Raw genomic sequence first — 25,653 nt, 5'->3', positions numbered from 1 at the left:
GTGTGAGGGCGGGGCTCGCCCCGCGGCGCGCCCTGCCGCATAAGGCGGCGAGATCGCCCGCGAGGACAGTTCCGTGACCGTCACCCAGATCACCCATCACGACCTCGACGGCTACGGCGCCGTGGCGATCGTCGGCAACCATGTCGACGTGGCGCGGGTCGTCCACGTTCCGCGCTATTCCGACGTCGGCCCGGTAGTCGAAGAGGAGTTGAAGCGGCTCTCGAAGACGGACGCCTCCGAGACGCTGATCATGACCGATCTCGGGCTCGAACCGGTGGCGGTGAAGTTCCTGAAGAGCTTCGCCACGATGAACCGCAAGCGGGCCGAGGATGCTCGCCACCGCCTGATCGTCCTCGACCACCATGCTTCCTCGATCGACCAGCTTCGCCAGCACGGCGTCGAGCCGGTGGACGAGACGGCCTCGCCGAAGCGCTTCGACCTCGAAGACCCGGGCGTGGTCGTGCTGATCGACGAGACCTGCTGCGCCACCAAGATGGCGCATGCCAACCGCGCCCTCTACGCCGCGCGCGAGGGCGAGGACCTGACCGCCCTGGTCGAAGCGGTGGACGCCCTCGACCTGTGGAAGAAAGAGCGCCCAACCTTCGCCGGCGGGCTGATGCTCGACGAGGTGTTCTGGGACAACGTCGCCAACCTCGTGCCGGTCGGACATCCCTGGCACGACCGCTTCGTCGTGGCTTTGCTGCGCGCGGTGTCCGGGCTGATCGACGAAGGCCTCCCCCCTGCCGAGATCGAGACCCGCGTCGCCGCCTTGCGCCGGCAGGTGCTCGACAAGCTCCTCGAAGGCGAAACGGAGGACGATCGCACCCTGACCACTCGGATGCGGATCGCCCGCGTCCTGGCGCGCTCGGACGTGCTATTCCGGCCGCTCTCGGATGGGACCCTGATCTCGTTCGGCCTCGATTCCGGCACGTTCCAGCGCGTCTCGGACCTGATCATGGACCGCGGCGGCGCCAAGCGCGTGTGCAACGTTCAGCGCACCGGCTCGCTGTCATTCCGCTCCAACGACGAAACCGCGCTCGACGGGGCGCGCAAGTTCCGCGGCGGCGGCCACAAGGATGCCGCCGGCGGCAAGCTTCCCGCCGGCTCCGCCTTCTCCCTCGCCGACGCGATCGCCCAAGTCGAGCCGATCCTCAACCCGCCGCCGCCTGACCGTTCGGCAAGCCCCTTCGCGGCGTTGAAGGATTGGAAAGGGTAGTTCGTCTCCAAAAGTCGCAGGTAGATCGGATCGATTGTGCAATCGCTTCGCGATGGCTAGGATATTGCCTGGCTGAGATCTTGCTCGAAGTCTGTCCGTAGGACACACCGAATTTTTGCTGGGATTGTGCCAGCGTCGTCAACCGGAGTCGAGAAGCTCATGTCCGTTCGGCAAGGACCGCAGCGGCGGGCGCCGAGGAAGTCCGCGGTCGTCCCGGACGTGCCTGCGGATTCGCAGCGCCTCGACAACCAACTCTGTTTCGCCGTCTACGCCGCCGCGCATGCCTTCGGTCGCGCTTACCGTGCGCTGCTGGGCGAGCACGACCTCACCTATCCGCAATACCTCGTGCTGCTCGTGCTCTGGGAGGAAGAAGGCTTGTCGGTGAAGGAGATCGGCACGCGCCTCTTCCTCGATTCCGGCACCCTCACGCCGCTGCTCAAGCGCCTCGAGGCGTCGGGTCGCGTGCGCCGCGCCCGCGACCGGGCGGACGAGCGCCAGGTGAGCATCTTCCTGACCGACGCCGGGCGGGCCTTGCGCGAGCCGCTGGCTTGCATCCCCGACCAGGCCGGCGGCATGACCGGCCTCGACGTCGAGGGGCGTCGCGCCCTGCTCGACCACCTCGTCACCCTCCGCACCGGCCTTCACGACGGCACCGACGCCTGACCAAAGTCGTCTGATGCCGGGCAAACGAAAAGGGCCGCCACCGCTTGAGCGGGGCGGCCCTCAGCCTGTCCGGCCGGGTGGTCGATTGCCTCAGGCTTACCGCCGGGCGATCAGGTCCTCAGATCAGGTCTTGGACTTCAGGTAGGCGATGATGTCGTCGACCTTCTTTTCGTCCTTGATGCCCGGGAAGACCATCTTGGTGCCGGGGACCTTCTTCTTCGGGTCGGCGAGCCACTCCTTAAGGTTGGCCTCGTCCCAGGTGATGCCCGAGTTCTTCAGCGCCGCAGAGAACGCGTAGCCGTCGCGGCCCTCGCCGGCTTTCTCGCCGACGATGCCCTTGAGGTTGGGGCCGACGCCGTTCTTCTCGAAGTTGTGGCAGGACTTGCAGGGGGCGAACGCCTTCTCGCCTGCGGCCGCGTCGCCTTCCGCCTGGGCGGCGACCGGCAGGAGCAGGGCAAAGGCGGCGCCGAGGATGACATGACGCATCGGGGTATTTCCTCCGTTGTGACGGTTATGGCCGTCAGGCTTATGGCAGAGCTTTGTCGATTGGAACAGGTCGAAGGTGCAAACGCGGCTCGTGCCGTTCGGGCGCTGCGACCAAACGTTGCAGCATCCTCCACCTCGTTCCAGCCGGCCGATCGACGGCGGTGCGGGCTCGCCCATATTGGGCTAGACTGCCCACCAACAGGTCCCCGCGTCGCCGCCCGACACCTTTACCGCCCGCGCCTGACCGTAGGCTGAAGGATCGCCGGCGGCGCTTAGGGGACTTCGAGAATCCCGGAGGTTCACGCCATGTCCATCCGCTTCCCCGAGCCCGATGCCGGCGTCGTCGCGCGCCGCGACGCGATCGTGGCGGGCCTTCGGCCATTGGTCGGCCCCGAGGCCCTGGTCATCACGGAGGACGAGCGCCGCGCCTTCGAGACCGACGGGCTCACCGCCTACCGCAGGATGCCGCTGGCGGTGGTGCTGCCCTCGACAACGGCCGAGGTCTCGGCGGTGATGGCCTATTGCCACGAGCACGGCGTCCGCGTCGTGCCGCGGGGTGCCGGCACGTCGCTGGCCGGCGGCGCGATCGCTCAGGAGGATGCGATCATCCTCGGCGTCGGCAAGATGACCCAGGTGCTCGACCTCGATTTCGAGGACCGCGTCGCCCGCGTCCAGAGCGGGATCACCAACCTCGCGATCTCGGGCGCGGTCAGCCACGAAGGCTTCTTCTACGCGCCCGACCCGTCGAGCCAGCTCGCCTGCACCATCGCCGGCAACATCGCGATGAACTCGGGCGGGGCGCACTGCCTCAAGTACGGCGTGACCACCAATAACCTGATCGGCGTGACGCTGGTGATGAACGACGGCACGGTGGTCGAGATCGGCGGCGACCACCTCGAATCCGGCGGCTACGACCTGCTTGGTTTGATCTGCGGCTCGGAAGGACAGCTCGGCATCGTCACCGAGGCGACCGTGCGGATCCTGCGCGCGGCCGAGGGCGCGCGGCCCGCGCTCGTCGGCTTTTCCTCGGTCGAGGATGCCGGCGCCTGCACTGCGGCGATTATCGCCGCCGGCATCATTCCGGTGGCCATCGAGTACATGGACCGCGAGGCGATCCTGATCACCGAGGACTTCGCGCAGGCCGGCTACCCGCGCGACGCCGAGGCGATGCTGATCATCGAGGTCGAGGGCTCGGACGCCGAGTGCGAGGCGATGCTCGCCCGCATCGCCGCGATCGCGCAGGATTTCCGCCCGACGAGCATTCGCGTCTCGAAGTCCGAGGCCGAATCCGCCGCGATTTGGAAGGGCCGCAAGTCGGCTTTTGGGGCTACGGGGCGCATCTCCGATTACATCTGCATGGACGGCACGATTCCGACGGGCCAGCTCTCGGTGGTGCTGGAGCGGATCGGCGCGATCTGCAGGGCGCAGGGCCTGCGCGTCGCCAACGTGTTCCATGCCGGCGACGGCAACTTGCATCCGCTCATCCTGTTCGACATCAACAAGCATGGTGAATTGCAGAAGGCCGAGGCCGCGGGCGACGAGATCCTCAAGCTCTGCGTCGAGGTCGGCGGATGCCTCACCGGCGAGCACGGAGTCGGCATCGAGAAGCGCGAGCTGATGCGCTTCCAGTACACCCAGGCCGACCTGGAGCAGCAGATGCGGGTGCGCAACGTCTTCGACCCGCACTGGATGATGAACCCGGCGAAGGTCTTCCCGCTCGAAGGCCGGGTCGCAGCCTGAGGACGGCCCACGCCGCGTTGACACCCACGGGACTTGCCGACATCCCTGCTGCGATGTCTCGGACCGACGCTTCGCACGTTCTCGCCCGCCCGGAGCGCCGCCTCGGCCGGACTCCGGAGCGCACCCGGACCGTGCCTGGTCCGGCACGATGACGTCCGCCCACGAGGACCCGAGGTTCCGCTTCCTCGCCGAGGGCGGCGAGACCGGCCGCGAGATCCTGGCCAAGGATTGGCGCGGTTCGTCGCTCGGCCCGCTCGCGGGCTGGCCGGTGGCCCTGCGCACCACGCTCGCGACGATGCTGGCCTGCCCGGTGGCGATGTTCCTGGCCTGGGGGCCGGACCTCCTCAGCTTCTACAACGACCCCTACCGCGAGGTGCTGGGCGACCGCGTGGCGCGGACGCTCGGGACCCGGTTCCCGGAGTTGTGGGCGGACCTGTGGCAGGACATCGGCCCGCTCTGCGACCGGGCGCTTTCCGGCGAGAGCGTGTCGGTGCACGACCTGCCCCTGACGATGTACCGCCAGGGCCGGCCCGAGCAGACCTGGTGGACGTTCTCGTACTCGCCGGTCCACGACGATTCCGGCGCGATCGCCGGGATGATCTGCATCACCCGGGAGACCACGGCGCAGGTCCTCGCCGAGCGGGCACGGGAAGAGAGCCGGAACCGGCTCGAGCTCGCGCTCTCGGCCGGCGACGGCATCGGCACCTGGGATTGGGACGTCGCGGCCGACCGCGTCACGGCGGATGCCCGGTTCGCGCGGCTCTACGGCGTCGACCCGGACCGGGCTGCCGCCGGGGCGCCGATCGCCGCGTTCTTCGGCGGCATCCATCCCGACGACCTGCCCGGCATGCAGGAGCGGATTGCCACGGCGATGCGGACGGGCGGCGAGTTCTCGGCCGAGTACCGCCTGATCCATGACGACGGCGTCCGCTGGGTCGCGGCGCAAGGCCAGTGCGTGCTCGATGCCGAAGGCCGGCCCGGACGGTTCCCGGGGGTCACCTTCGACATCACCGAGCGCCGCACCGCCGAGGAGGCGCTTCGCGCGGCCGCGCAGGAGCTGCGCCTGGTGGCGGACGCGCTTCCGAGCCTGATCGCCTTCATCGACCCGACCCTCACCTACCGCTTCGCGAACGCCGCCTACGAGACCTGGTTCTCGCGCCCGCTCTCGGACGTGATCGGCCGCACCGTCCGCGACCTGATCGACGAGGACGGCTTCGCGCGACGCCAGCCCGCCTTCGCCGCCGCGCTCGCCGGCGAAGAGATCCGCTTCGAGATGCCGTGGCCGCACGCGGACGGGCGCGAGCGCGTCGCCGACATCCGCTACATCCCGCGCCGGGATCGCGACGGCGCCGTCGACGGCTTCTACGCCTTCGTGCAGGACGTCACCGACCGGACGCGGATCGAGGCGGCGCTGACGCGAGAGGTCGTATCGCGCACCCGCGAGCGCAACCGGCTGTGGGAGACCACCACCGACCTGATGGGCACCGCCGGGCTCGACGGCTACCTCAAGGCGGTCAACCCGGCCTGGACGCGGGCGCTCGGCTGGAGCCAGGACGAACTCCTCGCCGAGCCGTTCGCCGCGATCATCGACACGGACGACCACGCCGAGACCGCCGAGATCCTCGCGCGGCTCGCCCGCGGCGAGACCGTCGACGGCTTCGTCGACCACGTGATCCGCAAGGACGGCGAACGCCTGACCGTGTCGTGGAACGCGGTGCCGGAGGGCGACCTGTTCTACATCGTCGGCCGCGACATCACCGAGCAGCGCGCGGTCGAGGAGCTGCTGCGCCAGGCGCAGAAGATGGAGGCGGTGGGCCAGCTCACCGGCGGCATCGCGCACGACTTCAACAACCTGCTCACCGGCATCGTCGGCTCCCTCGACCTGATGCAGACGCGGATCAAGCAGGGCCGCACCGAGCAGATCGGCAAGTACGCCACCGCCGCCCTGTCCTCCGCGAACCGCGCCGCCGCGCTGACGCACCGCCTGCTGGCCTTCGCACGCCGCCAGCCGCTCGAGCCGAAGCCCACCGACGCCAACGGCCTGATCGCCGGCATGGAGGACATGCTGCGCCGGACGCTGACGGAGCAGGTCAACCTGGAGATCGTCACCGCCGGCGGCCTCTGGCTCACGCTCTGCGACCCGCACCAGCTCGAGAACGCGCTGCTCAACCTCGCCATCAACGCCCGCGACGCGATGCCGGACGGCGGCCGCCTCGTGGTCGAGACCTGCAACACGCACCTCGACCGCGCCTACGCGCGCCTGCACCCGGAGGTGGAGCCGGGCCAGTACATCTGCGTCTGCGTCACCGACACCGGCACCGGCATGCCCCCGGACGTGGTCGCCAAGGCCTTCGACCCGTTCTTCACCACGAAGCCCCTGGGCCAGGGCACCGGCCTCGGCCTGTCGATGATCTACGGCTTCGCCAAGCAGTCGGAGGGGCACGCCAAGATTTACTCGGAGGTGGGGTCCGGCACGACGATCAAGATCTACCTGCCGCGCTACCGCGGCGAGGCGGCGGCCGAGGGGACCGGCCCCGGAATCGCCGCGGCCTTGCGCGCCGAGCGCGGCGAGACGGTGCTCGTGGTCGAGGACGACCCTGTGGTGCGCGACCTCATCGTCGAAGTTCTGGCCGAGCTCGGCTACGCCGCGCTCGAGGCGTCGGACGGTCCGACGGGCCTGCGCATGGTGGAATCGCGGGCGCGGATCGACTTGATGGTCAGCGACGTCGGCCTGCCCGGCCTCAACGGGCGCCAGCTCGCCGACCGCGCCCGGCTGGTGCGGCCGGGCCTGAAGGTGCTGTTCATCACCGGCTACGCCGAGAACGCGATCTTCGGCAACGGCGGCCTCGATCCGGGCATGCAGATGATCACCAAGCCGTTCCCGGTCGAGGTTTTGGCGAGCCGCATCCGCGAGATCATCGAGGGGTAGGGCCGGATGCGACCTATTCCGCGGCGGATAGGTTGAGGGCGAGCGAGCGGGCGGCGCGGGTACGGCCGCCGGGGCGCGGCTCACCCGCGGCTGACAGCGCACGGCGGCCGTCGTTGATGGCGGCGTGGACGCCGTCCACCGCCAGGATCAGGGCGCTGACCGTGCGCGCGTCGATCGAGCGCTCGCGGGCGTAGCGCACCACGTCGGCGACGAGGTCGTCGACCTCGATCGCCAGGGCGTCGAGCTCGGCCATCGTCGGCGCGGCGCGGACCTCGCGCATCACGTCGAGCAGGCGGTCGAGTACGATGTCGACCCGCTCGCGGCGCTTGCGCGCGAGGCGCTGGCCGAGCCACGCGACGGCGGAGCCGATCGTGCCGCCGAAGAAGGCCAGCAGGTAGATGTAGTCCTCGTAGCGGTCGAGGAACGTCTGCTGCTCGCGCTCGAAATAATCCACCGCGCCCGGATGGTTCGGCAGCCGCGCCGAGGTGGCGGCGACGGTGGTGTCGAAGTCGGGCGCCTTCATCAGCTTGGCGATCGGCGCGGTCGCGGCGAGCCGCGAGCGCCATTCGAACAGGTGTTGCGTCGCCGACGCGACGGCGACGCGGCTGACGGTGCCCCGCGCCATCAGGCGATAGGAGGCGCCGACGGTCTTGACCTCCTCGGCCGGCCGCTTCGGGCGGCCGCCGAAGGTGCCGGCCGGAATCGTGACGGATTGCAGCTCGGGGTAACGCTGCAGGATCGCATCCCCGTCGGGCACCGAGACGAGGCCGACCTTCTTGTCGGGCAGGCCGACCTCGACGGCGTGGACCATGGCGCCCGCGGCCTTCGAGGTCGGGCTCGCGATGATCGCCACCGCGTCTACCCGCTTGTCGGCGATGGCGGCGGTGACCTCGGACGGCTTCAGGGTCACCAGCGCGACCTGCCCCAGAGGGACCTCCTCGCCGTCCGGTAAGTCGGCGGCGGCGGGGACGAAGTCGTAGAAGGTCAGCATGTTGGTGATGAACGGGATGTCGGCGCTGTGCCGCACGACGATGCCGAGGCGTTTGCGCGCCAGCGCCGGGAATTCGTCGATCTCGCCCGACTCCGACGCCGCGACGACAAGGGCCTCGTCGTGGAGGATCGCCAGCGTCAGGCCGTTCTCGGGCAGCAGCACGTCCGGCCGCACCACGGCGAGGTCCGCCTTGTTGGCCTGGAGCGCGGCCGCGCTGTCCCGCACGTCGGCGTAGCGCACCACCTTCAGGCGTACGTCCTCGCGGGCGCGCGACAGGGCGTTCGCGTAGGCCTCGATCAGCGCGGCCTCGGGGCCGTCCTGCGGCCCGACGGCGACGGTGAGCGTGGTCGGCCGAGACAGGTAGACCACGGCCGCCGCCGTGGCGGCGAGCCCGAGGGCGAGCAGCACGAGGAGCCACTCGCGTCTCAACAGGATGGCCGATGCTGCGGGGAGGAGACCATGACCGATCCTGCCGCGTTGCCTGCGTTCCATGGCTGATCCATGGAACGCAAACCTGTCCGGATCGTGAAGAACACGTGAAACGCGCAACCGTTGCAGAACCCGGGGCGAACCGCGCGGCGCGGCCGACGCCCCCCGTCACCGCGACCTATGTCGAGCGGGCGGCGCTGCATTACCTGGAGCGCTACAGCGCCTCGGTGGAGATGCTGCGCCGGACGCTCCGGCGCCGGGTCGAGAAGCGCGCCCGCGCCCGCGGCGAGGATGCGAGCGCGTTCTTCGAAATGATCGAGGCGACGGTGGCACGCGCGGTCTCGGCCGGCCTCGTCGACGACGCCCGCTTCGCCACGGCGCGGCTGGCGACGTTGCGCCGTCGCGGCACCTCGTCCCGCGGCGCCTCGGCCAAGCTCTCGGCCAAGGGCCTGTCGCGCGACGCGGTGGAGACCGCGATGGAGGCCGAGCGTGAAGCCGTGCCGGAGGCGGACGCCGCCGCGATCGAGGAGAAGGCCGCCTTCGCCTACGCCAAGCGCCGGCGGCTCGGGCCGTTCCGTCGTCCCGACATCCGCGCGCTCCACCGCGACCGCGACCTCGGAGCGCTGGCGCGCGCCGGCTTCGGCTACGATCTCGCGCGCCGCACCGTCGACGCCGAGGAGGTGCCCGACGGGCCTTGAGCCTGGAACTCGCCGGAAACTGCGCCACTTGGCCGAGGGTCGACGGTGACGTCGCGCGCCGTCCGTGCGCGCAGCCGCGAATTCTGGAGAGCTTCGATGATCAACCGCAAGGCGCACGCTGTCTGGAAGGGCAACGGCAAGGAAGGCAAGGGCACGATCACGACCCAGTCCGGCGTGCTGTCCGACCAGCCCTACGGCTTCAACACGCGCTTCGAGGACAAGCCCGGCACCAACCCGGAAGAGCTGATCGCGGCGGCCCATTCCGGCTGCTTCACGATGGCGCTCGCGTTCCAGCTGCAGGAAGCCGGTCTCGCGGCCACCGAGATGAGCACCGAGGCGGTGGTGACGCTCGAGAAGGACGGCGCCGGCTTCAAGGTGACCAAGTCGGCCCTCACGCTGACCGCTTCGATCCCCGGCATCGACCAGGCGAAGTTCGACGAGCTGGCGCACGCCGCCGAAGTCGGCTGCCCGATCTCGAAGGTCCTCGATTGCGAGATCACCTTGAAGGCCATCCTCAAGCAGGGCTGACCGACGTTTCCGGACGCCGCGCCCCGCGACGACGCCGCGGGGTGCGGCATCGCCACAGGGGCGCAACGCCCTTTGGCACCTTGTCCTTGCGACCCCCGGGTTCCTAATTTGTTCGATGGATGAAGCTCTCGCCATGAAACTGCGCATCCTCGCCGATGCCGCCAAGTACGACGCCTCGTGCTCGTCGTCGGGTGCGCCGAAGCGCAAGGCGGGCAAGGACGAACTCGGCTCGACCACCGGCTCCGGGATCTGCCATGCGTACACCCCGGACGGGCGCTGCATCTCGCTCCTGAAGATCCTGCTGACGAACTACTGTCTGTTCGACTGCGCCTACTGCATCAATCGCCGTTCCTCGAACGTGCAGCGCGCGCGCTTCTCGGTGCAGGAGGTCGTGACGCTGACGGTGGAGTTCTACAAGCGCAACTACATCGAGGGGCTGTTCCTCTCGTCGGGCATCATCAAGTCGCCCGACTACACGATGGAGCTGCTGACGCGGGTGGCGAAGTCGCTGCGGCGCGACCACGGGTTTCGCGGCTACATCCACCTCAAGTCCATCCCCGAGGCGAGCCCTTGGCTGATCGAGGAGGCCGGGCTCTACGCCGACCGCCTCTCGATCAACGTCGAGCTGCCGACGGAGGCGAGCCTGCAGACGCTCGCCCCGGAGAAGGACGGCGCCACGATCCTCAACGCGATGGCGCAGGTCGCCGAGCGCATCGTCGAGGCCAAGGCCGAGCGGCGGCGGTTCTCGCCGGCCGGCCAGTCGACGCAGGTGATCGTCGGTGCGGACGCGACCACCGACGAGGCGCTGATCCGCAAGAGCGCCCACCTCTACGGCAGCGTCGGGCTCAAGCGCGTCTACTACTCGGCCTTCAGCCCGATCCCGGAGGGCTCGGGCATCCTGCCGCTGAAGGCGCCTCCGCTCCAGCGCGAGCACCGCCTGTACCAGGCCGACTGGCTGATCCGGTACTACGACTTCTCCGCAGACGACGTGGCGGACGCCGCCGACGACGGCATGTTCTCCCTCGACATCGACCCGAAGCTCGCCTGGGCGCTAAAGAACCGCCACCGCTTCCCGGTGGACGTGAACACCGGCGACCGGGAGATGCTGCTGCGCGTGCCGGGACTCGGCGCGCGGGCGGTCGACAAGATCATCAAGGCCCGCCGGCACACGCGCCTGCGCCTCGACGACGTGGCGCGCCTGTCCTCCGCCCTGAAGCGCGCCCGCCCGTTCCTGATCGCCGCCGACTACACGCCGGGCGGGCTCACCGATCGCCTGGACCTGCGCAGCCGGCTGGTGGAGCCGGCCCAGCAGCTGAGCCTGTTCTGATGGACGCGCCGGACCTGTTCCCTCCCCCTGAAGCGGTGGAGGGTGGGTCTCGCACGATCCACTTGCGCCCCGGCGCGGATCTCGACGGCTTCCGCGCGGCCCTGCGCCGGCTCGTCGCCGACGACGTGCCGCCCGATCGCGTGACGTGGTCGGCCGGCGACGCGCCCGGCCTGTTCGGGTCGTCGCCCGGCGCGGAGCCCGACGCGCCGCCGGTGGCGCTGCCGAAGCCGGTGGCCGGGCTGATCCCTATGGTGGTGCCCCACCGCGACCGCGAGCGCTACGCCCTGCTCCACACCCTCGTCTGGCGCGTCCGCCACGGCGAGCGCCACCTGACCGAGGTGGCGAGCGATCCGCTGGTCCACCGCCTCGGCGGCATGCGCAAGGCGATCGCCCGCGACCTGCACAAGATGCACGCGTTCCTCCGCTTCCGCCGGATCGAGACCGCAGCCGGCGAACGGTTCGTCGCCTGGTTCGAGCCCGACAACCACATCCTGGAGGCGGCTGCGCCGTTCTTCGTCGACCGCTTCCGCTCGATGGACTGGACCATCCTGACGCCGGACGGCTCGGCGCACTGGGACCGCGCGACGCTCGCCTTCGGTCCGCCCGGCGACAAGGCCCAGCTGCCCGAGGGCGACGGCTTCGAGGCCGGATGGCGCGACTACTACGAGAGCACGTTCAATCCGGCCCGCACCAACCTGAAGGCGATGCGGGCGGAGATGCCGAAGAAATACTGGCACAACATGCCCGAGACCGCCGCCATCCCCGGCCTCGTCCGGGCGGCCGCGTCCCGGACCACCCAGATGATCGAAAGGGCCCCGCAGATGACGATCAAGCGCGATCCGGCCAAGGCCGTGGCGGCGATGTCCGACCAGGCGCCCAAAACCCTCGACGCGCTGAACGCCATCATCAAGCGCTCCGAGCCCCTGGTGCCGGGCGCGACGCAGGCGGTACTCGGCGAGGGCCGGGTCGGCTCGACCATCGCCTTCGTCGGCGAGCAGCCGGGCGACCAGGAGGACCGGCAAGGCCGCCCCTTCGTCGGGCCGGCGGGCCAGTTGCTGTCGCGGGCGATGGCCGAGGCCGGGATCGACCGCGAAGCGAGCTACCTCACGAACGCGGTCAAGCACTTCAAGTTCGAAGAGCGCGGCAAGCGCCGCATCCACCAGAAGCCGACGGCGGGCGAGGTCAGCCGCTACCGCTGGTGGCTCGACCGCGAGCTCGACTTCGTCGCCCCGAAGCTCGTGGTGGCGCTCGGCGCGACCGCGGTGCTGGCGCTCACCGGCAAGTCAATCCCGATCACCCGCGCGCGCGGGCCGTTCCGCTTCGAGCGTCTCGACGACCGCTTCCAGGGCTTCATCACCGTCCACCCCTCCTACCTGCTGCGCCTGCCCGACGAAGCGAAGGAAGAAGCCTACGCGACCTTCGTCGGCGACCTTCGGCGGGTGGCCGAGCTGGGGCGCGAGCTGGCAGGGTGAACGCCGACGGACAAGATTTCGTCCGCCTACGCCGGGTCGGCATCCCACCGAAGTCGATCACTGTGAACACAACGCAGGATGTTCGCAGGCCGAAGGGACAGACACGTCACCTCGTGCCGACTCCGGACGGCTGAAACGTGTCCGGAACTCGCCGGGGCTGATGCCGATGCGTTTGCGGAAATGGTGCCGTAGCGTGTCGGCCCCGCCCAGGCCGACGAAGACCGCGATCTCGTCGACGCTCAGACGGCCTGCGGCGAGCAGGCGCTTGGCCTCCTCGATCCGTTCGGCCGCGAGCCACTCGCCCGGCGGTGCCCCCGTCGCCTCGTTGAAGCGCCTCATGAACGTGCGCAGGCTCATGCGGCACGCCTCGGCCATGCGGGTCAGCGGCCACGGCGCACCGAGTTCGGCCCTCATTCGGTCGATCAGGGGCGCCACCTCGTTGTGCCGGCGCACCGGCACTGGCCGCTCCAGGAACTGCGCCTGACCGCCGGTACGGTGGGCGGGCATCACGAGGCGCCGTGCGACGGAGTTCGCAGCTTCTGGCCCGTAATCCTGACGCACGATCTCGATCAGGAGGTCGAGCCCTGCCGCACTCCCGGCCGAAGTGAAGACCCGCCCGTAGGATCGATACAGGGAGGAGCGGTCAACCGCGACCTTGGGATGGGCATCGCGCAGCGCCTTGGCGTAGCGCCAGTGCGTCGTCGCCGTCCCGCCATCGAGTAGCCCGGTCGCTGCGAGCACGAACGCACCCGAGCAGATGGAAACCAGCCGCGCTCCGCGCTCATGTGCTTCACGAAGGCGGTGGCAGAGATCCTCGGGGACCGCTTCGTCGCTCCCCTTCCAGCCGGGGACTACGATGATATCCGCGCAGTCGATCAGCTCGATGCCGTGGTCCGGCGTCAGGGTGAAGCCCCCGTGCGCCCGCAACGGCCCACCCTCCACTGCGCAACTGGCAAATCGATACCACGCCTCGCCCATCTCCGGCCGGGGCAGGCCGAACACCTCGGCCACGATCCCGAACTCGAAGGTACACAGGCCATCGTAGAGAAGCGCGACGGCGAGGGGTCCGGTCGTGTTTGGCACGATCTTCACGATGCCTGTCGTTTCGGCCAATTGCAAACCGAGCTTTGCGAGCCCGACATGGTGCCGTCCATCAAGAAGGATCACCATGCCCACCGCAGTCAACGCCGTTTCACCTGCCCCGAGCCACCTCGCCCGCGAGCGCTTCGCCGCCGAGTTCGCGTTTGAGACCGACTGTTGGGACGTGCATGACGCCCTGGCGCGCGGGGCGGATTTCGTGCTGCTCGACGTGCGCAGTCCCGCCCTGTTCGCTGCCGGTCACGTTCCCGGCGCGATCAACCTCCCGCACGGCAAAATCGTGCGCTCCAAGCTCGAACGTTGGCCCGAGGGCACGGTGTTCGTGACTTACTGCGCCGGTCCGCACTGTAACGGCGCCGCCAGGGGAGCGTTGCGGCTCGCGGAACTCGGGCGCCCGGTCAAGATCATGGCGGGCGGCATCACCGGCTGGCTCGACGAGGGCTTCGACTTGGCGCGGTCTGAGGCCACGGCGTGAGCGCTCACTTTCGGAAAGCGGCTGCGTCCGACGCAACATCCATCCTCGAAATGGTTCGGGCGCATGCCGCATTCGAGCGCGGGACGGCATCCTTGTCGCTCGACGACCTGAAAGCGATCCTGTCGACGGACAGCCTGCCGACCCACCTGCTCGTAGCGGATATGGGCAACGCGCTGGTCGGTTACGCGGCGGTCACGTTCGACTTTTCGCTCTGGCGAGGGCGCACCTACGGCCATCTCGACTGCTTGTTCGTCGCGGCGAGTGCGCGCGGGCGGGGCATCGGCAGGCAACTTTTCGACGCGGTGGCGAAGCTCGCGCAGATCGAGGGCGTCGATCGTCTCGAATGGCAGACGCCGGTCTGGAACAGGGAAGCCATCCGTTTCTACCTCCGAACCGGGGCGCTCAGCGCAAAGAAGGAACGGTTCGCGATCCCGCTGCGGTGTTGACGAGTGCACCATCGGGAAGGTGCTCGGAACCAACAGCCGCAAACCCATCCAGCGCTGACGGTCGGCCCGGGAACGGAATACCCGCCTCCCATCCGACCGAGTGATCGGACGGGCACCGCCTCACCCCGCCGCCGGCTCCTCCTTGTGCGGCCTCAGTTCCGGTGCCTGCTCGATCTCGGCCTCAGTCGGGGCCTCCGCGCGGCTGTCGGCGCGGCTGGCGTCGACGTAGAGGCGGGCCTCGCCTTCCGTGAGGCCGAGGCTGCGGAGCGCGTAAAAGGTCATGCCGAAGGCGAGCTCGCGCTCGGCCATCAGCACCAGCCCGACCTTCTCCTCCTCCATCCGGCGGCGCTCGGCGTCGCTGTGGGTGCGGATCAGGGTGTCGATGCGCGGGTTGGCCTCGCGGGCGATCTCGACCAGGCGCCGGGCGTTGTGCGAATCCGGCGTCGCGATCACGAGGAGGCGCGCCTGGGCGATGTCGGCCGCGGCCAGGATGCCCGGCGCGAGCGCGTCGCCGAACACCACTTCGAGGCCCGACGCGCGCAGGTCGAGCACCCGGCGGCGGTCGCGGTCCACCACCACGAAGGGCAGGTCCCAGGCGTCGAGCGCCTTGCCGATCCCGCTGCCGACCCGGCCGTAGCCGACGACGATCGCGTGGCCGCGATGGGCCTTGGCCGGCTCCGAGACCGCGATGGCGTCGGCGCCGCGCCGCTCGAAGCGGCGGGCGAGGTCGGGCCGGTCGGCGAGGTAGCGCTCGACCCGGGCTGCAGCCGCGAAGAACAGCGGGTTCAGGGTGATCGAGAGCAGCGCGCCGCCGAGGATGAGGTCGCGCCCCTCCTCCGGCAACAGCTTCAGCGAGAGGCCGAGGCCGACGAGGATGAAGGAGAACTCGCCGATCTGCGCCAGGCTCGCGGCGATGGTGAGCGCCGTGCCGACCGGATGCTTGAACGCCAACACGATCGCCACCGCGGCGATCGACTTGCCGAGCAGGATCACCCCGAGCACGGCCAGCACCGAGAGCGGCTCGCGCACGAGGATGCCGGGGTCGAACAGCATGCCGACCGAGACGAAGAACAGCACCGCGAAGGCGTCCTGCAGCGGCAGGGAATCGGCCGCCGCCTGATGGCTGAGGTCGGATTCGGCGAGCACCATGCCGGCGAAGAAGGCGCCCAGCGCGAAGGACACCCCGAACAGCTCCGCCGAGCCGAAGGCGATGCCGAGCGCCAGCGCGAGGACGGCCAGCGTGAACAGCTCGCGCGAGCCGGTGCGCGCCGCCTGGTCGAGGAGCCACGGCACCGCGCGGCGGCCGGCCACCAGCATCAGGGTGGTGAACAGGCCGACCTTGGCCAGCGTCAACCCGAGGGTGAGCCAGATGCTGTCGCCGAGATGGCCGGAGAGCCAATGCGCCAGCGAGTTGCCGGTGGCGTGGTCGCCGCCGGCGGCGCTGCCGCCGAGCGAGGGCGCCAGCGCCGGCAGCAGCACCAGCGCGAGGACCATCGCGAGGTCCTCGACGATGAGCCAGCCCACCGCGATGCGGCCCTTGTCGCTGTCGAGGAGGTTGCGCTCCTCCAGCGCCCGCAGCAGCACCACCGTGCTCGCCACCGACAGGGCGAGGCCGAACACGAGCCCGGCCCCGAGGCCCCAGCCCCAGGCGAGCGCCAGGCCGCCGCCCATGGCGGTCGCGACCACGATCTGCACCACGGCGCCCGGCAGCGCGATGGTGCGCACCGCCATCAGGTCCTTGATCGAGAAGTGCAGGCCGACGCCGAACATCAGCAGGATCACGCCGATCTCGGCGAGTTGGCCCGCGAGCTTCTGGTCTCCGACGAAGCCCGGCGTGAACGGGCCGATGGCGATGCCGGCCACGAGGTAGCCGACCAGCGGCGGCAGCCGCAGCCTCTGCGCCAGCATGCCGAAGACGAAGGCGATCACGAGGCCCAGGGCGATGATGGCGATCAGCTCGGTCGCATGCGGCACGGGGCGGTCGTCTCCTGGATTCGGCGTCGGACGCGGGTGTCGCATCGGCCTAGCGGAATCGTGCGACGAATTCCGTAAGCGCTGCAGCCGAATGGTGTTCCAGCGCACAGGCGCGGCCGGGTTGGCAGGCCGACGACGACCCTATACCCCCGTGCTCGACGGATCGAAGGACGGCGAAGACGATGCGGCTGGTGGTGGTGGGCGCCGACGGGCGCATGGGCAAGATGCTGATCCGCGCGGTGGCGGAAGCGGAGGGCTGCACGCTCTCGGCCGCGATCGAGCGCGAAGGGTCGGACGCGATCGGCCACGATGCCGGGACGCTGGCCGGCCTCCACCCGCTCGGCGTGCCCGTCACCGACGACCCGCTGACCGCCTTCGCCGCCAGCGACGGCGTGCTCGACTTCACCGTGCCGGCGGCGACCGTAATGTTCTCCGAGCTCGCGGCGCAGGCCCGCATCGTCCACGTCGTCGGCACGACCGGCCTGTCGGAGGACGACCTCGCCAAGCTACGCGCCGCCGCCTACCACGCCCGCATCGTGCGCTCCGGCAACATGTCCCTCGGGGTCAACCTGCTCGCCGCGCTGGTGAAGCGGGTCGCCGCGGCGCTGGGGCCCGAGTTCGACATCGAGATCGCCGAGATGCACCACCGCATGAAGGTGGACGCGCCCTCGGGCACCGCGCTGCTGCTCGGGGAGGCCGCCGCGGCCGGGCGTGGCGTCGACCTCGCCGACGTGCGCGTCTCGACCCGCGACGGCCATACCGGCGCGCGGAAACCCGGCGACATCGGCTTCGCGACGCTCCGCGGCGGCAGCGTCGTCGGCGACCATTCGGTGATCTTCGCCGGCGCCGGCGAACGCATCACCCTCTCGCACCACGCCGAGGACCGCAGCCTGTTCGCCGCCGGCGCGGTGAAGGCGGCGCTTTGGGCGCATCCGAAGCCGCCGGGCCTGTACAGCATGACAGACGTGCTCGGCCTGTAAGCCTCAGGCTGGCGGACAGTTGGGGGCGGGTCTCCGGCCTGCGCTTGGGGCCTCGGCCCGCCTCTGGTAGGAGCCGCACCGACAAGCCCGACCGGGCGCTTCCAGAAAGACCGGACACCGATGGACCGCCTGCTCGTCCTCGCTCGCCACGGCCAGAGCGAGTGGAACCTCAAGAACCTCTTCACCGGCTGGCGCAACCCGGACCTGACCGAGCGCGGCGTCGACGAGGCGCACAAGGCCGGGCGCTGGCTGAAGAGCGAGGGCTACGGCTTCGACGTGGCGTTCACCTCGAACCTCGGGCGGGCGCAGCGCACCTGCAAGCTGATGCTCGGCGAGATGGGGCTTTCCGACATCGAGACGATCCGCTCGGAGGCCCTGAACGAGCGCGACTACGGCGACCTCTCGGGCCTCAACAAGGAAGACGCCAAGGCGCGTTGGGGCGCCGAGCAGGTTCACCAGTGGCGCCGCTCCTACGACATCCCGCCGCCCGGCGGCGAAAGCCTGAAGGACACCGCGGCGCGCGTGCTGCCCTACTACATCGAGACGATCCTGCCCCGCGTGATGGCCGGCGACCGGGTGCTCGTCGCAGCCCATGGCAACTCGCTGCGCGCCCTCGTGATGGTGCTCGACCGCCTGAACACCACGACGATCGCCGGCCTGGAGATCGCCACCGGCGTGCCGCTGGTCTACCGCCTCAAGGCCGACACCACCGTCGCCTCGAAGGCGGTGCTGGAGCGCGACATCGACGACGCGTGACGCGCGCGCCATGGCGGTCGAACTCGCCCCGGGCCTGATCCACCATCCCGGCTGGCTCGATCGGGCCGGCCGGCGGCGGCTCGCCGACGAGATCGCGGCCGTGCTGGCCTTGGCGCCGCCGTTCACGCCGCGGATGCCGAAGACGGGAAAGCCGTTCTCGGTGCGGATGTCGAACGCCGGCCCGCTCGGCTGGGTCTCGGACATCGCCGGCTACCGCTACCAGCCGGACCACCCGGAGACCGGCGCGCCCTGGCCGGCGATGCCCGCGACAGTGCGCGCGGCCTGGGATGCGCTCGCGGCGGGCTTTCCGGCACCGGAAGCCTGCCTGATCAACCTCTACGCGCCCGGCACCCGCATGGGCCTGCACCAGGATCGCGACGAGGCCGACCTGTCGGCGCCCGTGGTCTCGCTGTCGCTCGGCGCCGCGGCGGTGTTCCGCTACGGCGGCCTGCGGCGATCCGACCCGACGCGATCGATCCGCCTGACGGCCGGTGACGCCCTGGTGATCGGCGGCGCCTCCCGCCTGATCCACCATGGCGTCGACCGGATCATCGCGGGCGGCGACCTGCTGTCGGAGGCGGAGGACCCGCTGCCCGCCTTCCTGCCGCCGGGCGGCCGCTGCAACCTGACCCTGCGGCGCGTGACGGGCTCGGCCCTGTGAGCGTTCTGACCTCCGTCGGCCGCTCGGCAAGTCGTGTAAACGCGTCCGCTTGACAGAGCCCGGCCGCGGGCCGACCCATCGCAGCCGGTCCGGCACCGTCCCGGATCGTGGAGATCCTGGTTCGATGCGTCTGCGCCACCGTCTGTCCACCCTCGCGCTGCTCGCCCTGGTGCTCGGCTTCGAAGCGGGGCCGGCCTCGGCCGCCGAGCCGGTCTACCCGGCGGGCTCGCGCTTCGGCTTCGAGCCGCCCTCGGACATGTCGCCCTCGCGCCGCTTCGCCGGCTTCGAGCGCAAGGAAGGCGGGGCGACGCTCTCGGTGGTCGAGCTGCCGGCCACCGCCTTCGCCGACCTCGTGCAGACCTTCACCGACGCGAACCTGAAGAGTCAGGGCTTCTCCGTCGAGACGCGCGAGCCGGTGAAGATCGGCGAGGCCGAGGGCATGCTGTTCACCGGCTCGCAGCCGGGCGAGCCGGGCGGCAGCACGCCGACGATCCGCAAGTGGCTGCTTTTGGTGGGCGATGCGACCGTCACCGGCCTGATCATCGGCCAGGCGGTTCCCGACGCCGAGACCGAGAAGACCATGCGCAGCCTCGTCACCGGCGTGACGATCCGCCCGGCCCTGACGCTGGAGCAGCAGGTCGACGCCCTGCCCTTCCGCGTCGGCGACCCGGCGGGTTTCCGCCCCTTGCGCGTGCTGGCCGGCAACTCGGTGCTGATGACTCAAGGGCCGAAGGACCAGATGACCAACCTGGAGCAGCCGATCCTGGTGCTCGCCCAGGCGGTGCAGCAGCCGCCGACGGCCGAGCAGCGCGACGGCTTCGCCAAGGCGGCCCTGTATTCGAACCAGACCATGAAGGACTTCGTGATCGAGCGCTCGCAGAGCTACCGCTCGAACGGCGTCGACTGGCACGAGATCGTGGCGCGGGCGACCGACCTGCCGACCAATACGCCGGTCGTCGTCTCCCAGACGATCCGCTTCGCGCCGGACGGATACCTGCGCGCGCTCGGCGTGGTGCGCCAGGACCAGCGCGAGGGCACGCTCGCCAAATTTCGTGAGGTCGTGGACAGTGTTCAGGTGAAATAAAACCCGCGTCCTTGAGAATTCGTCCGTCCCCGGGGGAAACACTCCTCACGACCTCCGGTTGTCGTCGCGACGCGCCGTCCCCTGGACGGCCACCGCGACGGGATGTTGGATGACGGATCGAGACTTCGGCGCGGGAACGCAGGACGACCGCCAGTCCGCGATTTGGACGCTGGCGCTCGCCGCGACCCTCGTCGGCATCGCCGTCCTGCCCCGGCGGCGCGGCGGAGACCGGCTGGACGCGCGGTCCGAGACCGGTTCGGACGGGCCGCGTGCAGAGGCCCCGTCGCATGCCGGCGGCGAGGCCAAGGCGGTGGCGCGCACCGAGGCGGATCGCGGCCGCCAGGCGCGCAGCCCGTCCGAGATCCCGGGCAGCGGCTGGAAGGATGTGGGGCTGCGGGTGTTCCGCGACCTCAAGGAGAACCGCCTGGTCTCGGTCGCGGCCGGCGTCACCTTCTACGTGCTGCTGGCGATCTTCCCGGCGGTGGCGGCTTTGGTGTCCTGCTACGGCCTGTTCGCCGACGTCGCCACGATCAACGACCACCTCGCCAGCCTCCAGGGGGTGATGCCCTCGGGCGCCATCGACATCGTCGGCGAGCAGGTGAAGCGGATCGCGGCCAAGGGTGACACCACCCTCGGGATCACCTTCTTCACCGGCATCCTGCTCTCGGTCTGGAGCGCCAACGGCGGCATGAAGGCGATCTTCGACGCGCTCAACATCGTCTACGAGGAGCGCGAGACGCGGAACTTCGTCTGGCTCAACCTGCGCTCGCTCGCCTTCACCGGAGGCGCGCTGCTGTTCATCATCCTCGCCCTCGGCGCGATCGTGGTGCTGCCGGTGGTGTTCAACACCGTCGGGCTCTCGGGCGACGCGTGGTACCTCGCCCTCCTACGCTGGCCGGCGCTGTTCGTCGCCGTGCTCGGGGGCCTCGCCCTGCTCTACCGCTACGGGCCATGTCGGGATGCGCCGCGCTGGCGCTGGGTGACCTGGGGCAGCGCGCTCGCCGCATTCGCGTGGCTCGCCGGCTCGCTCGGCTTCTCGTGGTACGTGGCGAACTTCGGCAAGTACAACGACACCTACGGTTCGCTCGGCGCCGTGATCGGTTTCATGACCTGGATCTGGATCTCGACCGTGATCGTCCTGCTCGGCGCGGAGGTGAACGCCGAGATGGAGCACCAGACCGCGCACGACACCACGGTCGGCGCACCGCAGCCGCTCGGCACGCGGCGGGCGAAGATGGCGGATACGGTCGGGGTTGCGACCTGAGGATTGTTTAATTCGCCGCGATTCAGGGATAGATACGTCCCATGGATCGCGACACCGCCATCGGTATCCTTCGGGCGAACGAGAACGCCCTACAGCGCCTCGGCGTCCGCCATGCCGCCCTGTTCGGCTCCATCGCCCGAGGTGAAGGTCATGCGGACAGCGATCTCGACGTGCTGATCGAGATCGAAGCTGAGGCGGTGCGCGACGCCTTCAACGATGTCGGAATTTGCCGGGCAATCGGGAGCTTGTTTTCAGTCTCCGTCGATGTCGTCACTCGCGAAACGTTGAAGCCTCACATCCTCTCGCGAGCCGAACGCGATGCCATCCGTGCTTTCTGAGCGCGAATCCGACGCCTGCGTCGACATCCTCGACGACGCTCAGGCCGCCCGCAACTTCATCGACGGCATGTCCTTCGAAGCCTTCGCCACCGACCTGCGGACGAGCTACGCAGTGATCCGTTGCATCGAGATCGTCTCCGAGGCGAGCCGGCGCCGAGGCGCCGCATTCAAGGCCCGGCATCCGCACATTCCCTGGCAGAACATCGCAGATACGGGCAACTTTTACCGCCACGCCTATCACCGCGTCGCGCTGGACATCGTGTGGAAGACCGTCCACCAGCCGCTGACGGAGATTGCCGTGGTCTGCCGCGCCGAACTCGAGGCCGATCGGTCTTCGCCGGCCTAATCCATCTCCCTCCCATTCTTCGAGACACCCGCGCGCCATGACCGCCGACAGTCCAACATCATCACCTGTCGGCCCCGGCGATCAGGTGATCCTGGTGGACGGGTCGTCGTTCATCTTCCGGGCCTACTTCCAGGCGATCAACCAGCCGGAAAAGTTCAACTTCCGGCCGTCCGACGGGCTGCCGACCGGCGCCGTGCGGCTGTTCTGCACCAAGATCGCGCAGTTCGTGCAGGAGGGCGCCGCCGGCATCTGCCCGACGCATCTCGGCATCGTCTTCGACAAGTCGGAGGGCTCGTTCCGCAAGGAGCTCTTCCCCGACTACAAGGGCCACCGCCCCGATGCGCCGGACGACCTGAAGCGGCAGATGCCGCTGATGCGCGACGCGGTGCGCGCCTTCGGCCTGCACGCGATCGAGATGGAGCGCTACGAGGCCGACGACCTGATCGCCACCTACGCCCGGCAGGCCGAGGCGCGGGGCGCGGGCGTCATCATCGTCTCGTCCGACAAGGACCTGATGCAGCTCGTCGGGCCGCTGGTGCGGTTCTACGACTTCGAATCCGGCTCGAAGGGCAAGCCCGGCCACCGCCCGGAGCGCAACCTCGACGAGGCGGCGATCGTCGCCAAGTGGGAAGGCCTGCAGCCGAACCAGATCGGCGACGCGCTGGCGCTGATCGGCGACACCTCCGACAACGTGCCGGGCGTCCCCGGCATCGGCCTGAAGACCGCAGCCGCCCTGATCAAGGAATACGGCAGCCTGGAGCAGCTGCTGGAGCGGGCGGGCGAGATCAAGCAGCCCAAGCGCCGGGAGACGCTGCTGGCCGGCATCGAGCAGGCACGGCTCTCGCGCCGGCTCGTGGCGCTGGTCGAGGACGTGGACGTGCCGGTGGCGCTCGACGACCTGCGCCTGCCCAAGCCCGACCCGGAACGGCTCGTCGGCTTCCTGAAGGCGATGGAGTTCAACACGCTGACCCGGCGCATCGCCGCGATGCTGCACGTCGACCCGGAGGCGGTGAAGCCCGACCCGCGCCTGCTCCCAGGCCATGTCCAGGCCGACGACGCACCCTTCGCCGACGCCGCGACGGGCGCAGAGGGTGGCGCCGAGGTCGATCCCTTCGCGGAATTCGGCCTGCCGGATGCGGCGCCGAAGGCCCGCGGCCCGTCCGATCCGTCGCCCTCGACCCTCGTCGCGGCGCGCGCGGCGGAGGCGAGCAAGCCGTTCGACACCAGCGCCTACGAGACGATCCTCACGCTCGAACACCTCGATGCCTGGATCGCGGAAGCGCACGAGGCCGGGGTGATCGCGGTCGACACGGAGACCGACTCGCTCGATGCGCACCACGCCAACCTCGTCGGCGTCTCGCTCTGCGTCGCGCCGGGGCGGGCCGCCTACATCCCGCTCGCCCACGTCCGCGCCGTCGAAGCCGCGCCGAACGCAGACGACCTGTTCGGCGGCGGGGCGAAGGCCTCCGACCTCGTCGAGCCGCTGCCGTCGCAGGTCGACCGCGGGGCCGCGCTCGACCGGCTGAAGCCGCTGCTCGAGGCCGCGAGCGTCCTCAAGGTGGCGCAGAACCTGAAATACGATTGGCTCGTGTTCCAGCGCTACGGCATCACCGTGGCCCCGTGCGACGACACCATGCTGATCTCCTACGTGCTCGATGCCGGCAAGGGCGGGCACGGCATGGACGAGCTCGCCAAGCGCCATCTCGGCCACCAGCCGATCACCTTCTCGGACGTGGCGGGCACCGGCAAGGCCAAGGTCACCTTCGACCGTGTGCCGCTCGACCGCGCCACCGCCTACGCGGCCGAGGACGCCGACGTGACGCTGCGCCTGTGGCGGATGATGAAGCCGCGCCTCGTCGCCGAGCGGCGGCTCTCCGTCTACGAGACCCTGGAGCGGCCGCTGATCGCGGTGATCGCCCGGATGGAGCAGCACGGCATCCGCGTCGACCGCAACATGCTCTCGCGGCTGTCGGGCGACTTCTCGCAGATCCTGGCGCGGCTGGAGGAGGAGATCCAGGAGGATGCCGGCGAGCGCTTCCAGGTCTCGTCGCCGAAGCAGATCGGCGACATCCTGTTCGGCAAGATGGGCCTGCCCGGCGCCAAGAAGACGCCGTCCGGCCAGTGGGCGACGCCGGCGACGCTGCTGGAGGAGTTGGCCCAAGCGGGGCACGACCTTCCGAAGAAGATCCTCAACTGGCGCCAGCTCGCCAAGCTGAAGTCGACCTACACCGACTCGCTGCAGGAGCACGCCGACCGCAACACCAACCGGGTGCACACCTCGTTCTCGCTGGCCGCCACCACCACCGGCCGGCTGTCCTCGTCGGACCCGAACCTGCAGAACATCCCGATCCGCACCGAGGAGGGCCGCCGCATCCGCCGCGCCTTCGTCGCCGACCCGGGCAACCGCCTGATCTCGGCCGACTACAGCCAGATCGAGCTGCGCCTGCTCGCCCACATGGCCGACATCCCGCAGCTGCGCCAAGCCTTCGCCGACGGCATCGACATCCACGCGGCGACCGCCAGCGCGATGTTCGGCGTGCCGCTCTCGGACATGACGCCGGACCTGCGGCGCCGGGCCAAGACCATCAACTTCGGCATCATCTACGGCATCTCGGCCTTCGGGCTGGCCGACCGCCTCGGCATCGGGCGCGAGGAGGCGAGCCTGTTCATCAAGCAGTATTTCGAGCGCTTCCCCGGCATCCGCGACTACATCGACACCACGAAGAAGATCTGCCGCGACAAGGGCTACGTGACGACGCTGTTCGGCCGCGTCTGCCACTACCCGCAGATCCGCTCCAACAACCCGTCCGAGCGCGCCAGCGTCGAGCGCCAGGCGATCAACGCCCCGATCCAGGGCACCGCCGCCGACATCATCCGCCGGGCGATGACCCGGATGGAGGCGGCGCTCGTCGCCGAGCACCTGAACGTGCGCATGCTGCTGCAGGTGCACGACGAACTGGTGTTCGAGACGAACGCGGACGAGGTGGACCGCGCGATCCCGGTGATCAAGCGGATCATGGAAGAGGCGCCCGCGCCTGCGTTGACGCTGCACGTGCCGCTCGTGGTGGAGGCGCGGGCGGCGGGGAACTGGGAGGAGGCGCATTGACCGGGCGCCCCCGCAAATTTGTACTTTATCCATCGAATAGTTTATCTTCTCCGACAAGAAAAACGCGGCCATTTTTTGGAACGGGAAAACCATACCCGGAGTTGGGTTTTTGCCAATAAATACTACCTTTAGCGTGATGATTACTCATATATATATCGATTCCAATTTTCTGCTGCGCTAGATAAATAGCTTGCATTGAATCTAATCCTGCAGCAAAACTAGACCTTCGAGCAGAGGGCCAGTCGATTTCGTACCGACAAATCCAATCAGCCTCTTCTTTTGTAGGTGCAAATAAACGGACCTCGACTTGAATTTTGTCCGAATTCTGAATAAGCGTAATCAGTCTGGTTGCTATCAACATCATAGCCTCAATAATTTAGGGGCGGAATTGTTTTTCCTTGCTCGCAAGCCACTAGCCCCACCATCGCCTGTGCGTAACAACCTCTTAGCCCTACCATTTTACATTGAAAACTTCTCTTTTATATTGATCATCGCAGTACTTCTCAGGGTTTTTTGCCGGCGAAGCATATCGGCTATTAAAGATCGGCTTCTGATCGACCGTGATAGATCGACTGTCATCACGTCCAACCCACCTTCCACCATTTGAGTCCCCCGCTGGAGTTCGGGGCTGATTAGGATCATGTTC

The 25,653-nt window shown here is 69.2% G+C and carries 23 protein-coding genes; 18 read left to right on the top strand and 5 right to left on the bottom strand.

Going from position 1 to position 25,653, the window contains the following annotated elements; all coding sequences use genetic code 11:
- The first annotated feature begins 73 nt into the window (after nt 1-73).
- Both FV234_RS06835 and FV234_RS06830 read left to right on the top strand, forming a co-directional pair.
- A complete protein-coding gene (locus tag FV234_RS06835; RefSeq protein ID WP_147828497.1) occupies nt 74-1,216 on the top strand; it encodes a dimethylmenaquinone methyltransferase in 1,143 nt (380 codons plus the stop codon).
- 219 nt (nt 1,217-1,435) lie between these two features.
- Complete coding sequence (locus FV234_RS06830; protein WP_238273086.1) at nt 1,436-1,879, top strand: MarR family transcriptional regulator; 444 nt, start codon at nt 1,436-1,438, stop codon at nt 1,877-1,879.
- Nucleotides 1,880-2,002: 123 nt separating this feature from the next.
- Here the strand turns inward: FV234_RS06830 and FV234_RS06825 are convergent, their stop codons facing one another.
- Nucleotides 2,003-2,365, bottom strand: a complete 363-nt coding sequence (locus FV234_RS06825) for a cytochrome c family protein (RefSeq protein ID WP_147751661.1) — start codon at nt 2,363-2,365, stop codon at nt 2,003-2,005.
- A 306-nt stretch (nt 2,366-2,671) separates the two neighbouring features.
- Between FV234_RS06825 and FV234_RS06820 the strand changes: the two genes are divergently transcribed.
- Both FV234_RS06820 and FV234_RS06815 read left to right on the top strand, forming a co-directional pair.
- The gene (locus FV234_RS06820) at nt 2,672-4,105 is read left to right on the top strand and encodes an FAD-linked oxidase C-terminal domain-containing protein (RefSeq protein ID WP_147828496.1); all 1,434 of its coding nucleotides are present in this window, start codon (nt 2,672-2,674) and stop codon (nt 4,103-4,105) included.
- Nucleotides 4,106-4,253: 148 nt separating this feature from the next.
- A complete protein-coding gene (locus FV234_RS06815) occupies nt 4,254-7,034 on the top strand; it encodes a PAS domain-containing protein (protein WP_147828495.1) in 2,781 nt (926 codons plus the stop codon).
- Between the two features lie 13 nt (nt 7,035-7,047).
- Here the strand turns inward: FV234_RS06815 and FV234_RS06810 are convergent, their stop codons facing one another.
- The gene (locus FV234_RS06810) at nt 7,048-8,454 is read right to left on the bottom strand and encodes a TAXI family TRAP transporter solute-binding subunit (RefSeq protein ID WP_187273603.1); all 1,407 of its coding nucleotides are present in this window, start codon (nt 8,452-8,454) and stop codon (nt 7,048-7,050) included.
- A gap of 107 nt (nt 8,455-8,561) precedes the next feature.
- Between FV234_RS06810 and FV234_RS06805 the strand changes: the two genes are divergently transcribed.
- The 4 genes from FV234_RS06805 to FV234_RS06790 all read left to right on the top strand — a co-directional run bounded on the left by FV234_RS06805 (nt 8,562) and on the right by FV234_RS06790 (nt 12,479).
- Nucleotides 8,562-9,152: a RecX family transcriptional regulator gene (locus FV234_RS06805; protein WP_238272721.1), complete on the top strand. Its 591-nt coding sequence runs from the start codon at nt 8,562-8,564 to the stop codon at nt 9,150-9,152.
- Nucleotides 9,153-9,248: 96 nt separating this feature from the next.
- Complete coding sequence (locus FV234_RS06800; protein ID WP_147828493.1) at nt 9,249-9,680, top strand: OsmC family protein; 432 nt, start codon at nt 9,249-9,251, stop codon at nt 9,678-9,680.
- 115 nt (nt 9,681-9,795) lie between these two features.
- Nucleotides 9,796-11,007, top strand: coding sequence for a putative DNA modification/repair radical SAM protein (locus tag FV234_RS06795; RefSeq protein ID WP_147828492.1), 1,212 nt, complete (start codon nt 9,796-9,798; stop codon nt 11,005-11,007).
- Nucleotides 11,007-12,479 (top strand): UdgX family uracil-DNA binding protein, encoded by a 1,473-nt coding sequence (locus FV234_RS06790; protein ID WP_147828491.1) that lies wholly within the window; start codon nt 11,007-11,009, stop codon nt 12,477-12,479. Before FV234_RS06795 ends, FV234_RS06790 begins: the two co-directional genes overlap by 1 nt.
- Nucleotides 12,480-12,536: 57 nt before the next feature.
- Here the strand turns inward: FV234_RS06790 and ftrA are convergent, their stop codons facing one another.
- A complete protein-coding gene (gene ftrA / locus FV234_RS06785; protein WP_147828490.1) occupies nt 12,537-13,649 on the bottom strand; it encodes a transcriptional regulator FtrA in 1,113 nt (370 codons plus the stop codon).
- On the opposite strand from ftrA, the gene FV234_RS06780 reads away from it, so the two are divergent.
- Nucleotides 13,648-14,052, top strand: coding sequence for a rhodanese-like domain-containing protein (locus FV234_RS06780; RefSeq protein ID WP_147828489.1), 405 nt, complete (start codon nt 13,648-13,650; stop codon nt 14,050-14,052). The two genes, ftrA and FV234_RS06780, sit on opposite strands and share 2 nt — an antisense overlap.
- Before the next feature lie 92 nt (nt 14,053-14,144).
- Entirely contained in the window at nt 14,145-14,498 is a 354-nt protein-coding gene (locus FV234_RS06775; RefSeq protein ID WP_238272718.1) for a GNAT family N-acetyltransferase, read from the top strand.
- 120 nt (nt 14,499-14,618) lie between these two features.
- Here the strand turns inward: FV234_RS06775 and ybaL are convergent, their stop codons facing one another.
- Nucleotides 14,619-16,472, bottom strand: a complete 1,854-nt coding sequence (gene ybaL, locus FV234_RS06770) for a YbaL family putative K(+) efflux transporter (protein WP_147828487.1) — start codon at nt 16,470-16,472, stop codon at nt 14,619-14,621.
- A gap of 182 nt (nt 16,473-16,654) precedes the next feature.
- Between ybaL and dapB the strand changes: the two genes are divergently transcribed.
- The 8 genes from dapB (at nt 16,655) to polA (ending at nt 25,007) form a co-directional block, all read left to right on the top strand.
- A complete protein-coding gene (gene dapB / locus FV234_RS06765; protein WP_147828486.1) occupies nt 16,655-17,452 on the top strand; it encodes a 4-hydroxy-tetrahydrodipicolinate reductase in 798 nt (265 codons plus the stop codon).
- Nucleotides 17,453-17,572: 120 nt separating this feature from the next.
- Entirely contained in the window at nt 17,573-18,208 is a 636-nt protein-coding gene (locus tag FV234_RS06760) for a 2,3-bisphosphoglycerate-dependent phosphoglycerate mutase (protein ID WP_147751674.1), read from the top strand.
- A gap of 10 nt (nt 18,209-18,218) precedes the next feature.
- The gene (locus FV234_RS06755) at nt 18,219-18,869 is read left to right on the top strand and encodes an alpha-ketoglutarate-dependent dioxygenase AlkB (RefSeq protein WP_147828485.1); all 651 of its coding nucleotides are present in this window, start codon (nt 18,219-18,221) and stop codon (nt 18,867-18,869) included.
- Between the two features lie 124 nt (nt 18,870-18,993).
- The gene (locus FV234_RS06750; RefSeq protein WP_147828484.1) at nt 18,994-19,953 is read left to right on the top strand and encodes a hypothetical protein; all 960 of its coding nucleotides are present in this window, start codon (nt 18,994-18,996) and stop codon (nt 19,951-19,953) included.
- Nucleotides 19,954-20,062: 109 nt separating this feature from the next.
- Entirely contained in the window at nt 20,063-21,217 is a 1,155-nt protein-coding gene (locus FV234_RS06745) for a YihY/virulence factor BrkB family protein (RefSeq protein ID WP_147752603.1), read from the top strand.
- Nucleotides 21,218-21,258: 41 nt separating this feature from the next.
- Complete coding sequence (locus FV234_RS06740; RefSeq protein WP_147828483.1) at nt 21,259-21,555, top strand: nucleotidyltransferase domain-containing protein; 297 nt, start codon at nt 21,259-21,261, stop codon at nt 21,553-21,555.
- Complete coding sequence (locus tag FV234_RS06735; protein ID WP_147828482.1) at nt 21,536-21,901, top strand: HepT-like ribonuclease domain-containing protein; 366 nt, start codon at nt 21,536-21,538, stop codon at nt 21,899-21,901. The genes FV234_RS06740 and FV234_RS06735 overlap by 20 nt, the downstream gene beginning before the upstream one ends.
- A gap of 37 nt (nt 21,902-21,938) precedes the next feature.
- Nucleotides 21,939-25,007, top strand: coding sequence for a DNA polymerase I (gene polA / locus FV234_RS06730; protein ID WP_147828481.1), 3,069 nt, complete (start codon nt 21,939-21,941; stop codon nt 25,005-25,007).
- A gap of 451 nt (nt 25,008-25,458) precedes the next feature.
- Here polA and FV234_RS26455 read toward each other — a convergent pair.
- On the bottom strand, nt 25,459-25,653 hold a 195-nt coding region (locus FV234_RS26455; RefSeq protein WP_210250858.1), incomplete at its 5' end, for a hypothetical protein.

The sequence above is a fragment of the Methylobacterium sp. WL8 genome, assembly GCF_008040045.1.
Taxonomy (GTDB): Bacteria; Pseudomonadota; Alphaproteobacteria; order Rhizobiales; family Beijerinckiaceae; genus Methylobacterium; species Methylobacterium cerastii.
The sequence above is the reverse complement of the archived record's forward strand: the minus strand, read 5'-3'. Positions and strand labels throughout refer to the sequence as shown.